At 64.7% G+C, this 15,352-nt stretch carries 12 protein-coding genes; 3 read left to right on the top strand and 9 right to left on the bottom strand.

Translation table 11 applies throughout. The annotated features are described in order from the left end of the window. The first annotated feature begins 54 nt into the window (after positions 1–54). Positions 55–4,947, top strand: coding sequence for an alpha-2-macroglobulin family protein (locus PPA02S_RS17695; RefSeq protein WP_028633003.1), 4,893 nt, complete (start codon positions 55–57; stop codon positions 4,945–4,947). A 69-nt stretch (positions 4,948–5,016) separates the two neighbouring features. Here PPA02S_RS17695 and PPA02S_RS17700 read toward each other — a convergent pair whose 3' ends face one another. Continuing rightward, a complete protein-coding gene (locus PPA02S_RS17700) occupies positions 5,017–5,310 on the bottom strand; it encodes a hypothetical protein (RefSeq protein ID WP_028633002.1) in 294 nt (97 codons plus the stop codon). 77 nt (positions 5,311–5,387) lie between these two features. On the opposite strand from PPA02S_RS17700, the gene pbpC reads away from it, so the two are divergent. After that, positions 5,388–7,742, top strand: a complete 2,355-nt coding sequence (gene pbpC, locus PPA02S_RS17705; RefSeq protein WP_028633001.1) for a peptidoglycan glycosyltransferase PbpC — start codon at positions 5,388–5,390, stop codon at positions 7,740–7,742. Positions 7,743–7,765: 23 nt separating this feature from the next. On the opposite strand, the gene PPA02S_RS17710 is transcribed toward pbpC, so the two are convergent. From PPA02S_RS17710 to PPA02S_RS17745, 8 genes are all read right to left on the bottom strand, one after another. Continuing rightward, positions 7,766–8,542 (bottom strand): response regulator transcription factor, encoded by a 777-nt coding sequence (locus tag PPA02S_RS17710; protein WP_028633000.1) that lies wholly within the window; start codon positions 8,540–8,542, stop codon positions 7,766–7,768. Positions 8,543–8,661: 119 nt separating this feature from the next. Beyond that, positions 8,662–9,132 (bottom strand): A24 family peptidase, encoded by a 471-nt coding sequence (locus tag PPA02S_RS17715; protein ID WP_028632999.1) that lies wholly within the window; start codon positions 9,130–9,132, stop codon positions 8,662–8,664. Positions 9,133–9,315: 183 nt separating this feature from the next. After that, positions 9,316–9,885: a DUF4136 domain-containing protein gene (locus tag PPA02S_RS17720; protein ID WP_028632998.1), complete on the bottom strand. Its 570-nt coding sequence runs from the start codon at positions 9,883–9,885 to the stop codon at positions 9,316–9,318. Positions 9,886–9,904: 19 nt separating this feature from the next. After that, entirely contained in the window at positions 9,905–10,528 is a 624-nt protein-coding gene (locus tag PPA02S_RS17725) for a DUF4136 domain-containing protein (protein ID WP_028632997.1), read from the bottom strand. A gap of 20 nt (positions 10,529–10,548) precedes the next feature. After that, complete coding sequence (locus PPA02S_RS17730; RefSeq protein ID WP_028632996.1) at positions 10,549–11,298, bottom strand: methyltransferase domain-containing protein; 750 nt, start codon at positions 11,296–11,298, stop codon at positions 10,549–10,551. Next, a complete protein-coding gene (locus PPA02S_RS17735) occupies positions 11,295–11,600 on the bottom strand; it encodes a MazG-like family protein (RefSeq protein ID WP_028632995.1) in 306 nt (101 codons plus the stop codon). Before PPA02S_RS17735 ends, PPA02S_RS17730 begins: the two co-directional genes overlap by 4 nt. A 90-nt stretch (positions 11,601–11,690) precedes the next feature. Next, a complete protein-coding gene (locus tag PPA02S_RS17740; RefSeq protein WP_028632994.1) occupies positions 11,691–12,542 on the bottom strand; it encodes a MaoC family dehydratase in 852 nt (283 codons plus the stop codon). A 2-nt stretch (positions 12,543–12,544) separates the two neighbouring features. Beyond that, entirely contained in the window at positions 12,545–13,897 is a 1,353-nt protein-coding gene (locus PPA02S_RS17745; protein WP_028632993.1) for a 3-oxoacyl-ACP reductase, read from the bottom strand. Positions 13,898–14,014: 117 nt separating this feature from the next. Here PPA02S_RS17745 and PPA02S_RS17750 point away from each other — a divergent pair, with 117 nt between their 5' ends. Beyond that, entirely contained in the window at positions 14,015–15,292 is a 1,278-nt protein-coding gene (locus PPA02S_RS17750) for an acetyl-CoA C-acetyltransferase (RefSeq protein WP_028632992.1), read from the top strand. Positions 15,293–15,352: the final 60 nt, after the last annotated feature.

A 15,352-nucleotide genomic window follows, 5' to 3' on the forward strand; every position in this document is an offset into this window, starting at 1 on the left:
GCGTGCGCTATAGTTGCAGCCCTCACCTACACACTGTCCAAGAGTTTGTACTCCATGTTCAACAAAGGATTGTTGCTGGCCTGTGCGCTGGCCCTGCTTAGCGCCTGTGACTCTTCCACGCCGGACAAGCCGGCACCTGCTCAGAAGCCGACGGCCGCCGCAAGCCAACCCGTCAAGCGCGAAGATCCGGCGCTGCTCGCCGAGCGTTACAAGGGCCGCGAGCTGACCGTGCTGGACGCCTCCGAAGTGCAACTCGATGGCGCAGCCACGCTGTCGCTGAGCTTCTCGGCGCCGCTGGACGCCAAACAGGACTTTGCCAGCAAGGTGCATCTGGTCGATACCGTGAAGGGCAAGGTCGATGGCGCCTGGGAGCTGTCCGAAAACCAGATGGAGCTGCGCCTGCGCCACCTTGAGCCCAAGCGCAAACTGGTGCTGACCGTGGACAAGGGCTTGCTGGCAGTCAACGGTGAGCAGTTGCAGGACGAGTCCATCACCCGCCTCGAAACCCGTGACATGCAGCCGACCATCGGCTTTGCCAGCCGGGGTTCGCTGCTTCCGACACGCCTTGCCGAAGGCCTGCCGGTCATTGCCTTGAACGTGGACAAGGTGGATGTGGAGTTCTTCCGGGTCAAACCGGACATGCTCTCGTCGTTCCTCGCCAACTGGGGGCGTAGCAGCAGCCTGGAGTACTACCAGTCCAAAGACACCCTGAGCATGGCCGAACTGGTGTACAGCGGCCGCTTCGACCTCAACCCTGCGCGCAATACCCGCGAAACCGTGCTGCTGCCGATTGCTGGCATCAAGCCCTTGCAAGCGCCAGGCGTTTACCTGGCGGTGATGCGCGCATCGGGTACCTATGACTACTCGCAGCCGGCCACGATGTTTACCTTGAGCGACATCGGCGTGTCTGCCCATCGTTATCGTGACCGTATCGACGTGTTCGCCCAGGCCCTGGAGGGTGGCAAGGCACTGAACGGCGTCAACCTCGAAATCCATGACGAAAAAGGCAAGCTGCTGGCGCAGGCCAGCACGGACGGCAAGGGCCATGCCCAACTGCCGATCACGACCAAGGCCGATACCCTGATCGCAACCCAGGGTGTGCACACCACGCTCCTGCGCCTCAATACCGCCGCCCTGGACCTGGCCGAGTTTGACATCACCGGCCCCCAGGCCAACCCGCTGCAGTTCTTTATCTTCGGCCCGCGCGACCTGTACCGGCCTGGTGAGACGGTGCTGCTCAACGGCTTGCTGCGCGACCAGGACGGCAAGCCGGTGAAAGCCCAGCCAGTGAATGTGGAAGTGCGGCGCCCGGATGAGCAGGTCAGCCGCAAGTTTGTCTGGGAGGCCGACAACAATGGCCTGTACCAATACCAGTTGCAGTTGGCGACCGAGGCCCCAACCGGCCGCTGGCAGCTGCTGCTCGACCTGGGTGGCGGGCGCAAGCAGGTGTATGAATTCCTGGTCGAGGATTTCCTGCCCGAGCGGCTTGCGCTGGAGCTCAAAGGCAGTAGCAAGCCCCTTGCACCCGATGAAGATGCGCGCATCCAAGTGACCGGCCGCTACCTGTACGGCGCACCGGCGGCAGGCAACCGCCTAAGCGGTCAGGCCTATGTTCGCCCGCTGCGTGAGGCGGTGCCTGCGCTGCCCGGCTACCAGTTTGGCTCGGTCACCGAGGCCGAGCTGACCCAGGACCTGGAACTGGACGAAGTCACCCTCGACCAGGCGGGCAAGGCCGTACTCGACATCGCCAGCCGCTGGGGCGAAGCGCGTTCGCCGCTGCAACTGACCGTGCAGGCCAGCTTGCAGGAGTCCGGTGGCAGGCCGATCACCCGGCGCCTGGAGCAACCTGTGTGGCCCGCCGAGCGCCTGCCCGGGCTGCGTGGGCTGTTTGACGGTGAAGAAACCAACAGCGATGGCCCCGTCGAGTTCGAATTCCTGGTCGCCGACCGCGAGGGAAACAAGCTTGCGGCCAACGACCTGAAAGTGCGGCTGATTCGCGAGCGACGCGATTATTACTGGAACTACTCCCAGAGTGATGGCTGGAGCTACGCCTACAACGAAAAATTCCTCACCCAGAGCGAGGAAACCCTCAGCGTCAAGGCGGGCTCCACCGCCAAGATGAACTTCCAGGTGGAGTGGGGCCCCTACCGCGTGGAGGTGGAAGACCCACAGACGGGTATGGTGTCGAGCGAACGCTTCTGGGCCGGTTACCGCGCCCAGGATAACGCCGAAGGTGGCGCCGTACGGCCAGACCAGGTCAAGCTGGCGCTGGACAAGCCGTCCTATGCCGACGGCGCGACCGCCAAGGTCACTGTCACCCCGCCTGCTGCAGGCAGTGGCTACCTGATGATCGAATCCAGCGATGGCCCGTTGTGGTGGCAGGAAATCGATGTACCTGCCGAGGGCAAAACCTTCGAGGTGTCGCTGGACAAGGCCTGGGCGCGCCACGACCTGTACCTGAGCACCTTGGTGATTCGCCCGGGTGAGCGCAAGGCCAATGCCACGCCCAAGCGTGCGGTGGGTGTGCTGCACCTCCCGCTGGACCGCGCCGAGCGCAAGCTGGCGGTGAGCTTGCAGGCACCGGAGAAAATGCGCCCCAAACAGCCGCTTACCGTGAAGATCAAAGCCGCCAGAAGCAATGGCAGCGTGCCCAAGCAGGTGCATGTGCTGCTGTCGGCGGTGGATGTGGGCATCCTCAACATTACCGACTTCAAAACCCCAGACCCCTTCGCCAGCCTGTTCGGGCGCAAGGCCTATGGCGCCGACCAGCTGGACATCTACGGCCAACTGATCGAAGCCGGGCAAGGTCGCCTGGCCAGCCTGGCATTTGGTGGCGATGCGGCCATGGCCAAAGGCGGCAAACGCCCCAATACCACGGTGACCATCGTCGCCCAGCAGAGCCTGCCGGTGACCCTGGACGAAAACGGCGAAGGCCAGGCCAGTGTCGATATCCCCGACTTCAATGGTGAACTGCGCGTGATGGCCCAGGCCTGGGCCGAGGAAGACTTCGGCATGGCTGAAGCCAAGACCGTGGTCGCTGCGCCACTCATTGCTGAACTGTCCGCCCCGCGCTTCCTGGCGGGTGGTGACCGTACCCGCCTGGCGCTGGACCTGGCCAACCTGTCGGGCCGTGCCCAACAGCTGAACGTGGAGATCACCACCGAAGGGCAAGTCAGCCTCACGGCCAGTGCCGTGCAAGCTGTATCCCTGGCTGAAGGCCAGCGCTCCACGCTGATGATCCCTGTGCAAGCTCAAGGCGGGTTGGGGCAGGGCAAGGTCCACGTGCGTGTCACAGGCCTGCAATTGCCAGATGAGCCAGCGGCTGCGTTCGAACGTGAATGGACGCTGGGCGTGCGCCCTGCCTATCCGGCCATGCTCAAGCATTACCGCGTGGCACTGAAAGACCAGCCCTGGACCCTGCCCGAAGCAGACCTGGCGGCCTATGAGCCGGCGGGCCTCGAAGCCACCCTGGCCCTGTCTAGCCGGCCGCCGCTGAACCTGGGCGAGCAGATTCGTGCGCTGGAAGCCTACCCCTATGGTTGCCTGGAACAGACCACCAGCGGCCTCTACCCATCGCTGTACGCCGATGCCGACAGCCTCAAGCGCCTGGGCATCAAGGGCGAACCGGCAGACGTGCGCAAGCGCAAGATCGAAATGGGCATCGAACACCTGCTGGGCATGCAGCGTTACAACGGCAGCTTCGGCCTGTGGAGTTCGGACAGCGAGGAGGAGTACTGGCTGACCGCCTATGTGAGCGACTTCCTGCTGCGGGCCCGTGACCAGGGTTACGGGGTGCCGGCCGAAGCCTTGAAGAAGGCCAACGAACGCCTGCTGCGCTACCTGCAGGAGCGCAACCTGATCGAAGTGGACTACAGCGACAACGCCGATCACACCCGCTTTGCGGTCCAGGCCTATGCCGCCCTGGTATTGGCGCGCAGCCAGCAGGCACCGCTGGGTGCGCTGCGTGGCCTGTTCGAACGCCGGGCCGATGCCCGTTCTGGCCTGCCGCTGGTGCAACTGGCCGTGGCCTTGGACAAAATGGGTGACAAGCCCCGTGCGCAGCAGGCGCTGCAGGCTGGCCTTGCAGTCAGCCGTGGCAAAGGCTGGATGGCCGATTACGGCAGCGCCCTGCGGGACCAGGCGCTGATTCTGGCACTGCTGCAGGAGAACAACCTTGCCAGCAGCCAGGTCGATCAACGCCTGTTTGCCCTGTCGGATGAGTTGGCTGCCAACCGCTGGCTCTCTACCCAGGAGCGTAATGCGCTGTTCCTGGCAGGCCGTGGCTTGCTCGGTAAACCTGAAAGCCCATGGAAAGCGCGGCTGGACAGCGCGGGTGAAATCCGCGAATTCGACAACGCCGATACGGGCATGAAGCTGGAGGGCCCGTTACTGGCCTCCCCGCTGACCGTGCAGAACCAGGGCGGCGAGACGCTTTATCAGCAACTGACGGTTTCGGGTTACCCCCGTCAGGCCCCAGCGGCCAGCGGCAATGGTATGCAGGTCCGTCGTGAGTACCTGGGCATGAATGGCCAGCCGCTGGACCTGGGTAACCTGCGCAGCGGTGACCTGGTGCTGGTGCACCTGGCGCTGAAGGCCGAGGACCGTGTGCCTGATGCGCTGGTAGTCGACCTGCTGCCAGCCGGCCTGGAGCTGGAGAACCAGAACCTGGCGCAAAGCGCTGCCAGCCTGGACAACGCCAGTAGCGCGGTGAAAGAGTGGCGTGAGTCGATGCAGAACGCGAATGTGGTGCACCAGGAGTACCGCGACGACCGTTACGTCGCGGCCGTGAAGCTCGACGGCTACGGCACCACCCACCTGCTGTACCTGGCGCGTGCAGTCACCCCGGGCACCTACCGGGTGCCGCCGCCGCAGGTCGAGTCGATGTACCGCCCGAACCTGCAGGCTGTGGGTGACGGGCAAGGGGAAATGACAGTCAAGCCGCGTTAGGCAGCGGTAGCGCCAGGCAGGAGGGCAATGTGCCCACCTGCCTGGCGCCCACACACGGCAGCCCGGCGCTTAGTGTATGACCCAGCTCATCACCCACAACCCCAGCACCAGCCAGATGATCCCGAGGATGATTGAGGCTCGCATGAACGCGCGGATTGCCGAGTACAGCAGCATCAGGCCGACGATCAGCGCCAGGATGCTGACCAGCGAGGTGTCCATGCCCAAGGTGCGTGCCAGGCCGTCGACGAAGTTGCCACCGGCATTGGCCAGCAGGTTGAACAGGCCGCTCAACGCGTCGACGATGATACGGATCAGCGACCCCAGCGCCTGGCCCAGCCACTCGAAAAAACCTTCTACATGCATAGTTGCTTCCTGATGATCGACTCGGCGATTGTGCCGTCCCCTACCCTTTGGCCATTATCTGGCCAGGTCGGTTCCCAATGCCAAGCTTAGCGTGGCCGCGCACCCGTGCGGGCAAGCTGCTGCGCGCTGCGCTACTCGGCAGCCTGATTGTGGTTGGCCTGCTGTGGCTGGCTGATCGCCTATGGCCGCTACCGATGCCCCAGGACGACCTGGCGCGCGTGGTGCTTGCCGAAGACGGTACGCCCCTGTGGCGCTTTGCCGATGCCGACGGTGTCTGGCGTTACCCGGTCAGCCCCGAGCAGGTGTCGCCGCTTTATCTCGAGGCGCTGCTCACCTACGAGGACCGCTGGTTCTATCGCCATCCGGGGGTGAACCCGCTGGCGCTGGCCAGGGCGGCCTGGCTGAACCTGAGCGGCGGGCGGGTGGTGTCGGGGGGCAGTACCTTGTCGATGCAGGTGGCACGGCTGCTCGACCCGCATGACCGTACCCTGGCAGGCAAACTGCGCCAGCTGTGGCGCACGCTACAGCTGGAGTGGCACTTGCCCAAGCGCGAGATCCTGCAGATATACCTGGACCGCGCGCCATTCGGCGGCACGTTGCAGGGCGTCGCCGCCGCGAGCTGGGCCTACCTGGGCAAGTCGCCCTTGCACCTGACGCCCGCCGAGGCCGCGTTGCTGGCCGTGCTGCCCCAGGCCCCCAGCCGGCTGCGCCCGGACCGCCACCCAGAACGCGCACAGCGCGCCCGTGACAAGGTGCTGCAACGCCTGGCGCAATACCAGGTATGGCCTGCCCAGCGCATCCGCGAGGCTGCCGAGGAACCGCTGTTGTTGGCGCCACGCCAGGAGCCGGCGTTGGCCCCACTGCTGGCCCGGCGCCTGAATACGGCCGGTAGCCCGCCCCTGATACGCACCACCCTGGACGCCGCCCTGCAAAGGCGCCTTGAGGACCTGCTGCTGGGCTGGCGCGCCCGGCTGCCCGAACGTACCTCAGCGGCCATCTTGGTGGTCGAGGCGCAGAACATGGCCGTGCGTGCCTACCTGGGCTCGGTCGACCTGGCGGATGACAGGCGCTTCGGCCATGTCGACATGGTGCAGGCGTTGCGCTCGCCAGGCTCCACGCTCAAGCCTTTCCTGTATGGCATGGCGCTGGACGATGGCCTTATTCATTCCGAGTCGTTGCTGCAGGATGTGCCGCGCCGCTACGGCGATTATCGCCCCGGCAACTTTTCGTCCGGCTTCAGCGGCCCGGTGTCGGCCAGCTCGGCGCTGGCGCTGTCACTCAACCTGCCAGCGGTGCAGCTGCTGGAAGCCTACGGCCCCAAGCGCTTTGCCGCACAGCTACGCATGGCGGGCTTGCCGCTGGTATTGCCGCCGCTGGCCGAACCGAACCTTTCGTTGATTCTGGGCGGAGCTGGCAGCCGCCTGGAAGACCTGGTGGGGGGCTATGCGGCACTGGCCCGTGAGGGCAACACGGCCCAGATACGTTTGCAGCCTCAGGCTCGGTTGGTAGAGCATCGCCTGATGTCGCCGGGTGCTGCCTGGATCATCCGCCGCATCCTCAGTGGCCAGGCCCGGCCAGACCGCGACCCTCATGCCGAGTGGGTGCAGCGCCCGCAGCTTGCCTGGAAGACCGGTACCAGCTACGGCTTTAGGGACGCCTGGTCGGTCGGGGTGGGGCCTCGCTACCTGATCGGTGTGTGGATCGGCCGGCCCGACGGTACGCCGGTGCCCGGGCAGTTCGGCCTGGCCTCTGCAGCACCGCTGATGCTGCAGGTGCATGACCTGTTGACCAACCGTGACCGCCAACGGGGGCTGAGCGTGCCGACACAGCCTGTACCGACGAGCGTGGGGGTGGCTGCGATCTGCTGGCCACTCGGCCAGCCCCTGCAGCGGCAGGCCCCGAACTGCCGGCGCCAGCGCTTTGCCTGGACGCTGGACGGCACCATCCCTCCGACCTTGCAGGCGGCGGATCAACCGCTCGGCCTGGGGTTGCACGAAAACGTGTGGGTCAATGACCGTGGGTTGCGGGTAGACGGCAGTTGCCCGGGTGCCCGACAGCGGGATATCGCGTTATGGCCGGCGCCGCTGGAACCCTGGCTGCCGCGGGCGGAGCGCCGTGCGGCCCTGCTGCCTGCCATCGACCCTGGCTGCCCGCCACAGGTTGCGGCCAGCGCGCCACCGCTGTCCATCGTCGGGGTGCGGCCGGGTGATAACCTGCGTCGTCCCGCCAACAGCGGTGAGCCATTGCAGCTTGATGTGTCAGCACTGGGCGGCGCCGGCCGGCGCTGGTGGTTCCTCAATGGCCAGCCGCTGGGTGACACCCAGGGCCAGGACAGCCTGCCGTTACGCCTGCCGCAGGCAGGGCGGGCCGAGCTGAGCGCACTGGACGAAAGCGGCGAAACAGCCCGCGTAACGTTCCAGGTCAGCCAGTGAGGTAGCCCGGCAGGTGTCGCCCGTCAGTGGGCGGTGAAGCGCTGATGCACGGGGGCGGAGCCCGGGGTCAGCGCCAATGCCAGTTGGGTGCGGTTGTGCATGTGGGTCAGGCGCAACACCTGGGAGACATACAGCTTGACCGTGTTTTCGGTAATGCCCAGTTCGCAGGCAATCTGGTAGTTGGTCTTGCCCTTGCCCACCAGGCGGGCGACCTCAAGCTGGCGCGGCGAGAGCTTGTCGAACACTGAAGGCAACTCGCCCTCGGTATCCTCGGCATCCCCTGCGCGACGGTGCGCGCCCTGGCCTCGGGCTTTCTCCAGGTCCTGGTACAACTCGTCGACAGAGTCAGCCAGCTCCTGCAGCCGCTGGTTCAACCCGCCGAGGTCGCTGAGATTGCGTTGGCGTTCCACCAGCACCTCTTCCTGCCGGCGCACGCCTTCGAGCAGCTCGTCCAGGTCCATGGGCTTCTGGTAGTAATCGGCAAAGCCTTCACGTAAGGCGCGAATCACGTCCTGTTTCTCCGCACGCCCGGTCAGCATGATGGCCTCGAACATGCGCTGCCCCGGGTTGATCTGCTTGAGCGCCCGTACCAGCTCGATGCCGTCACGTTCAGGCATATGCAGGTCGCAGATGACCAGGCCGATGGCAGGGTCGGCCATGTAGCGTTCGATCGCTTCGTTGGTGGAAAGGGCCGATGTGCACGCATAGCCCTTGGCTTTGAGGAATTCGCACAACTGTTCAACGATGGCCGATTGATCATCGACCACCAACACCTTTACTTCACTCACTGGTCTGGACACGATCAACTCCCTGTTCGTATACGGCCCTGCTCCCGGGCTAGACGCTCTGGCAGTTTAAAAGTAGCCGTACCTCTGAAATATGTACAAGGCACGTACACATCTTCGGACCGCCGGGATGTTCATTGGATCCATACAGCTGTCAGGAGGAAGCCGGCCAGCACGTAAGGTACGAATGCCTGCTTGTCGCCCATGGCCTCGGTCAGGGCTTGCAGGCGCTTTTTCACCTTCGCATCGAGCAGTGCCCACAAGCGCCTGCGGGTCATCAGCCAGATCAGCAGGCTGATGCCGGCCCCAATGAAGGTCCCCAATACATACTGGGGCCCTGTGGCCAGTGCCAGGGCGCCCATCAGCTTGACGTCGTCCGCACCGAAATGGCCGAGCATGTACACCGGCAGGGTAAGCAGCATCACAATCGCCAATGCCCAGCCCGCATCGCCGGGGTCTGCCCCCAACCAGGTGTGGCCGGTTGCGAATAGCCAGAATAGCGCGCAGACGGCCACGCCGAGGGTGAGTACATTGGAGATCTGACGCTGGCGCACGTCCTGTTCGGTGCACAGGGCAAGCCATAGGAGAAGCACAATGCTTTGCATCGACAGCCCACCTTCCCTTGAAGTTGAACACTACCTGTTCAGTCAGGTTTCACAGTCAAGATAGACCGGAACCCGGGAGCGGGCGGGGTATGGGCAGGGAAAAGGCGTGGCCGGAATGGATTTTGTCGCAGGTGACACAAGGGCCGCCGGGCGGCCCCGCTTCAGCGCTGTTCAATCATTCGATTACCTCCGGCTACCCGGCGGGTAATTCCCCAGTACCTGCGCCACCGTTTTCTGAATGGCGCTGTTACGCTCATCCGGCCCAGGCGGGTAGTTGTTCATGATCTGCTCGGCGCTGCCGCGCCACACCAACTTGCCATCGCGCCCGTCGAGCAGGTCCACCTGAATCGTCGCCACCTTGTAGTCGACGCTGCGGGTTTCGTTATACATCGGCCCGCCCCAGTAACCGCCCCAATAGCCACCCCAGCCGCCGCCATAGTTGGTGGTGATCTGTTGTTGGCGCTGTTCAACGATCAGATAGGTACGCACTTTTACATCAGCCTGCTTGCCGGGTTGCACCGGGCGCAGGCCGCGCTGGTCGAGCTGATCGGCTACAGCCTGGCGAATGCGCTGTTCGGTCAGGTCGCTTTTGATGCGCGGGTCGTCCGGGCGGTACTGCAACCCAGGTTCTTGCCAGGCCCAGCTGCGGTAGGCGGCAAAATCGCGACTGGCGTCGTAATCCTGCTGCACGTTGTTGCTCGAGCAGGCAGCCAGCAACACGGCAAACGACAGTAGAAACAGACGGCGCAACATGGTGGTTCTCCGTTAAGCGTTAACTGGGAGGATAGCCGCTGAGTGCCTTGCTGACGGCCTGGCGCACAGCACTTTCACGATCACGGGGCGACCCCTGGTCGCTGCCGCTTTCGGCATTGCCGCTCCACACGGGCTGGCCGCTGCGCCCGTCATACAGATCGACGCGTACCACCATTACTTCCACCTGGTAAGTGCGCACCACCGGTACGCTGGCATAGCCACCGTAACCGTTGCGGTACCCGCCGTAGCCGACACTGCCGTAGGGGTAAGGGTCATAACTGTCGTAATCACGAACCTGGCGCAGGCGCTTTTCCAGATGGATGTTGGCGCTTACCAGCAAGTCTGGCGAGCCGTTGCGTGCAGGGCGTAGCCCGTGCTGGTCGAGGGCGGCGCTGACGGCATCGGCCAATTGTGCCGGGTCGGCCTTTGCCGAGCCGGTGGGCAACTGCCCATTGCGCCAGCCCCAGCTCTGGTAATGCCCGTAATCCCGGGCAGGGGTGGGGTAGGCACTGGCATCGAAGGTGTTGGCCGCCTGCGCCGGCGCCGGGGGCAATGGCCGGCTACTGGCCACATAGGGGTTGGTGCCCTGACAGCCCGCGAGGACCAGCGGCAGCAGGGCGAGGCGAAACAGACGATACGGCATGCTTCCTCCTGCCTGGCAGATCAACGTGGGCGGCAAACCCAATGCAGGTAACGACCAAGCCCGGCAAAACTGGGGTGGCGACGGTGGGCCAGTTCCATTTCCAGCAGGTCGAGCAGCTCCGCCTTGTCCTGGAAGTCCTTGGGCATGTAGTCGTGGAACACCCGGATACCGCTTTCACTTTCGACCTGCCACATGGGCTCAAGTTGCGCTTTGAGGTGGCGGGGATCAAGAGGTTTTTGCGGGGTGAGGCTTTGCTTTTCACCTTCCAGCCGGTTGCTGCGCAACTTGCGGAAATGCCCCTTGAGCAGGTTCCGGTACACCAGGGCATCACGGTTGTAGAACGCCAGCGACAACCAGCCTTGGGGAGCTGTGAGCTGGTGCAGTACCGGCAGGATGCTTTCTGGTTCGGCCAGCCACTCCAGCACGGCATGGCACACCACCACATCGTAGGGTTCGGTCAGCTCACCGAGCAGCGCCTGCCAGGGCGCATGAATGAATGTCGCGGCCTGGCCGGCCTCGGCAAAGCGCGCCTGTGCGCCATCGAGCATGGGGGCGGCAGGTTCGGCCAGGGTGACATGGTGCCCGCGCTGGGCCAGCCACAAGGCCATGTGGCCCAGCCCTGCGCCCACGTCGAGGATACGCAGTGGGCGGTCGGGCAGTGCCTCGGCCAGGTCGGCCTGCAGCACGGCAAGGCGTATCGCACCCTTGGCTCCGCCATAGATTTTTTCGGCAAAGCGGGTGGCCAGTTCATCAAAGTGGCGGTCGTTCATCGGGCAAAGCGCCTCTCGCTGTCAGCAAGCTTGGCCCGCACGACCTGGTCCATGTCCAGGCCAAGCTCGCTGCACAGCAGCAACAGGTACAGCACTACATCACCGACTTCCTGGCCCGCGTGGGCCAGTTTGTCAGCAGGCAGCTGGCGCGATTCGTCTTCGCTCAGCCATTGGAATATTTCGACCAGCTCGGCCATTTCCACACTGGCGGCCATGGCGAGGTTCTTGGGGCTGTGGAAGCGCTGCCAGTCATTGTTGTCGCGGATCTGGTGCAGGCGTTGGGTGAGTTCTTGCAAGTTCATCGGGGCCTCCTGGTGCCGCATAGCTTCTGCGCAGGGCCGCTGCAAAGCAAGGGCCCCACACAAACGTACGGTCAACAGTGCCCCGGTTGGCTACAGGCGTGACCACTGGCCAGCCATGTGCAGCACCCCGGCATGGCCATCCAGCCGCACAGCGCCAGTGGTGCCAGCTTCACTGGCACTGAGTATCACCTCTGAGGGCAAGCGCACAGGCTTGTGGAACGCCACTTCGAACCCATACCCACTGTGGGGCAGATGCCCACGCAATGCCGCCATGGCCATGGCCTTGCTCCACATGCCATGGGCGATGGCGGTGGGGAAACCGAACAGCCGCGCACTGGCAGCACTCAGGTGGATGGGGTTGTAGTCGCCGCACACCTTGGCGTAACGCCGGCCAATGTCACGGTCGGCATACCAGCGCGTGGCTTCGGGCAGGTCTACGGGCTCGTCCGGGGGCGTGGGGGTGGCGGCGCCTTCGAGCTTTAGCCCGCGTACCAGCATGCGGCTGGTCTCCCGCCACAGCGGGCCTATGCCGTCCTGGGCCTCGGTCACCAGGTCGAACGTGCCGCCTTTGGCATGGGGTTGCAGGTTATCCGCGTACACGGCCATATGCAGCCCTTCAAGCCCCCCGAGCGGGCGCAGTACTTCGATGCGGTTGTGCAAGTGCACCAGGCCCAGCAGCGGGAACGGGAAGTCATGGCCGGTCATCAGTTGCAGTTGCAGGTTGAACGCCATGACGTGCGGGTACGTGGCCGGCAGGCGGCCGTCATCGGCGAAGTGACAGAGCCGGCGGTAGGCCTGCAGGTTTTGCTGCTGCAGTGGGATGTAGCAGCGCAGGCCTGCTTCCGGCAGGCGGTCACCCGTGATGCTGCGCTTGCCAGCGGCGCGCAGGTACAGGCTGGCGCGGCCAGCTGGGCGGTGCACGTGGTGCCAGGTTCGTTTCATGTTCAAGCCCCCATCAGTGCCTGGCCACAGACCCGCAGCACCTGGCCGTTGACTGCACCGGTACAGGGCTGGCTGAGCCAGGCGATGGCTTCGGCCACGTCTTGGGGCCGCCCGCCCTGGCCGAGCGAGCTAAGGCGTCGACCCGCCTCGCGCAGCCCCATGGGCATGGCGGCGGTCATGTGGGTTTCGATGAAGCCCGGTGCTACAGCATTGATGCTGGCACCCCGTTCGGCCAGTGTAGGCGCCCAGGCCTGTGCCAGGCCGATCAGCCCGGCCTTGCTGGCGGCGTAGTTGGCCTGGCCACGGTTGCCGGCTATACCGCTCACCGATGCCAGCAGTGTGATGCGGGCGTGCTGCCCGAGTGCGCCATTGTCGATCAGCGCCTGGGTGAGTATCTGCGGCGCCTTGAGGTTGACCGCCATCACAGCGTCCCAGTACTCCGGGGTCATGTTGGCCAGCGTCTTGTCGCGGGTGATGCCAGCGTTGTGCACCACGATGTCGATGCCATCGGGCAGGGCAGCGAGCAGCTGCGTTGCTGCGTCGCTGGCGCAGATGTCCAGGGCCAGGGCCTTGCCACCCAGGCGTGCAGCAAGGGCATTGAGCGCTTGGGCGGCCTGGGGCACATCCAGCAGCAGCACGTCGGCACCATCGCGCACCAGGGTTTCGGCAATGGCAGCACCGATACCGCGTGCCGCGCCGGTCACCAGAGCCCGTTGGCCGCCCAGCGGGCGGGTCCAGTCCTGCACGTGCGCAGCGCAGGCCTGCAGGCGCAGCACCTGGCCAGACACGAATGCGCTTTTCGGCGACAGGAAGAAGCGCAGTGCACCCTCCAGCTGGTCTTCGGCACCTTCGCCCACATAAAGCAGCTGCGCAGTGGCGCCATTGCGCAACTCCTTGGCCAGCGAGCGGGTGAACCCTTCAAGGGCTCGCTGCGCCACGCTGGCCAACGGGTCTGCCAGCGACTCGGGAGGCCGCCCGAGCACCACCACATGAGCACAAGGTGCCAGGCTGCGTAACAGCGGCTGGAAAAACTCGCGCAACTGCTTCAAGGCATCGCTGTCGGACAAATGGCTGGCGTCGAACACCAGCGCCTTGATTTTCGGCCCAAGGCCGGCCACCCAGGGCTGTGCCTGCAGGTGCTCGCCATTGAAGCTGTACACGGCATCGGTCAGGCGCGGCGCCACTGTTTCAACCTGGCCCGCCAGTGGCCCGCCGCCTACCACCAATGCACCTTCCACCGGGCGCAGGCGGCCGGACTGCCAGCGCTCCAGAGGTGCCGGGCGCGGCAGGCCCAGGGTATCGACCAGGCGACGGCCCAGGCTGGAATTGGCGAAACCAAGGTAGCGATCGCTCATGAGGGGTCCTCCAGAAGGCAAGCTTGAGAGTGTGGACCAACTTTGCGGCACGGTCGTTCGAATGCGGTAAAAACACCTAGGCTGTACGGATCAAATTGTTTCAGGAGGAACATGCGCATGCGTTCACTACGTCGGGTCGCGATTCTGGGCGGCAACCGAATCCCCTTTGCCCGCTCCAATGGCGCCTACGCCACGGCCAGTAACCAGGCCATGCTGACCGCTGCGCTGGAAGGGCTGATAGAGCGTTACCGGCTGCACGGGCTGCGCCTGGGGGAGGTGGTGGCCGGTGCGGTGCTCAAACACTCCCGCGACATGAACCTGACCCGTGAATGCGTGCTGGGCTCGCGCCTCTCGCCGCTCACGCCCGCCTATGACATCCAGCAGGCTTGTGGCACCGGGCTTGAGGCCGCTTTGCTGGTGGCCAACAAGATTGCCCTGGGGCAGATCGACTGCGGCATCGCTGGCGGCGTGGACACCACTTCCGATGCGCCCATCGCCGTGAACGAAGGCCTGCGCCAGGTACTGTTGCAGGCCAACCGTGGCAAAAGCCTGATGGGCCGGCTGCAACCCTTCCTGAAACTGCGGCCTCATCACCTCAAGCCTGAATTGCCGCGCAATGGCGAGCCGCGCACCGGCCTGTCGATGGGCGAACACTGTGAGCGCATGGCCAAGACCTGGCATATCGGCAGGGCAGAACAGGACGCGTTGGCCCTGCGCAGCCATCAGGCCCTGGCGGGTGCCTATGCCGAAGGCTGGCAGGACGACTTGCTGACCCCGTTCATGTCGCTTGCCCGGGACAACAACCTGCGCCCGGACCTTACCCTGGAGCAACTGGCCCGCCTCAAGCCGGCCTTCGACCGTACGGACGAAGGCACGCTGACCGCGGGCAATTCTACGCCGCTCACCGACGGTGCTTCGCTGGTGCTGTTGGGCACCGAAGAGTGGGCGCAACAGCAGGGGCTGGAGGTGCTCGCCTATTTGGTGGATGGTGAAACCGCTGCGGTTGACTTCGTCACGGGCCGCGAAGGCCTGCTGATGGCACCGGTGTATGCCGTGCCACGGTTGCTGGCGCGCAATGACCTGACCCTGCAGGACTTCGATTATTACGAAATCCATGAAGCCTTCGCCGCCCAGGTGCTCTGCACCCTCAAGGCCTGGGAAGATGCCGACTATTGCCGTGAACAGCTGGGCTTGAGCGCACCGCTGGGGGCTATCGACCGCGCCAGGCTCAACGTCAAGGGCAGCTCGCTGGGGGCAGGCCACCCGTTCGCGGCTACCGGGGGCCGTATTGTGGCAAACCTGGCAAAACTGCTGTCGGTGGCGGGGAAAGGGCGTGGGCTGATTTCGATCTGTGCAGCGGGCGGGCAGGGTGTGACGGTGATCGTCGAGCGGTAAGATAACGTCGGTGTCGCCGTAGCTGTTAGGCTTGTCTGCTCAGAACCATAAGACACCACC

Source organism: Pseudomonas parafulva NBRC 16636 = DSM 17004, assembly GCF_000730645.1.
In the GTDB taxonomy this organism is placed as follows: domain Bacteria; phylum Pseudomonadota; class Gammaproteobacteria; order Pseudomonadales; family Pseudomonadaceae; genus Aquipseudomonas; species Aquipseudomonas parafulva.

Excerpts from the sequence above, each read along its gene's own strand:
- PPA02S_RS17695 (WP_028633003.1), top strand. The coding sequence starts at position 55 with ATGTTCAACAAAGGATTGTTGCTGGCCTGTGCGCTGGCCCTGCTTAGC.
- PPA02S_RS17700 (WP_028633002.1), bottom strand. The coding sequence starts at position 5,310 with ATGCATGTAGAAGGTTTTTTCGAGTGGCTGGGCCAGGCGCTGGGGTCG.
- pbpC (WP_028633001.1), top strand. The coding sequence starts at position 5,388 with ATGCCAAGCTTAGCGTGGCCGCGCACCCGTGCGGGCAAGCTGCTGCGC.
- PPA02S_RS17715 (WP_028632999.1), bottom strand. The coding sequence starts at position 9,132 with ATGCAAAGCATTGTGCTTCTCCTATGGCTTGCCCTGTGCACCGAACAG.
- PPA02S_RS17720 (WP_028632998.1), bottom strand. The coding sequence starts at position 9,885 with ATGTTGCGCCGTCTGTTTCTACTGTCGTTTGCCGTGTTGCTGGCTGCC.
- PPA02S_RS17725 (WP_028632997.1), bottom strand. The coding sequence starts at position 10,528 with ATGCCGTATCGTCTGTTTCGCCTCGCCCTGCTGCCGCTGGTCCTCGCG.
- PPA02S_RS17730 (WP_028632996.1), bottom strand. The coding sequence starts at position 11,298 with ATGAACGACCGCCACTTTGATGAACTGGCCACCCGCTTTGCCGAAAAA.
- PPA02S_RS17735 (WP_028632995.1), bottom strand. The coding sequence starts at position 11,600 with ATGAACTTGCAAGAACTCACCCAACGCCTGCACCAGATCCGCGACAAC.
- PPA02S_RS17740 (WP_028632994.1), bottom strand. The coding sequence starts at position 12,542 with ATGAAACGAACCTGGCACCACGTGCACCGCCCAGCTGGCCGCGCCAGC.
- PPA02S_RS17745 (WP_028632993.1), bottom strand. The coding sequence starts at position 13,897 with ATGAGCGATCGCTACCTTGGTTTCGCCAATTCCAGCCTGGGCCGTCGC.
- PPA02S_RS17750 (WP_028632992.1), top strand. The coding sequence starts at position 14,015 with ATGCGTTCACTACGTCGGGTCGCGATTCTGGGCGGCAACCGAATCCCC.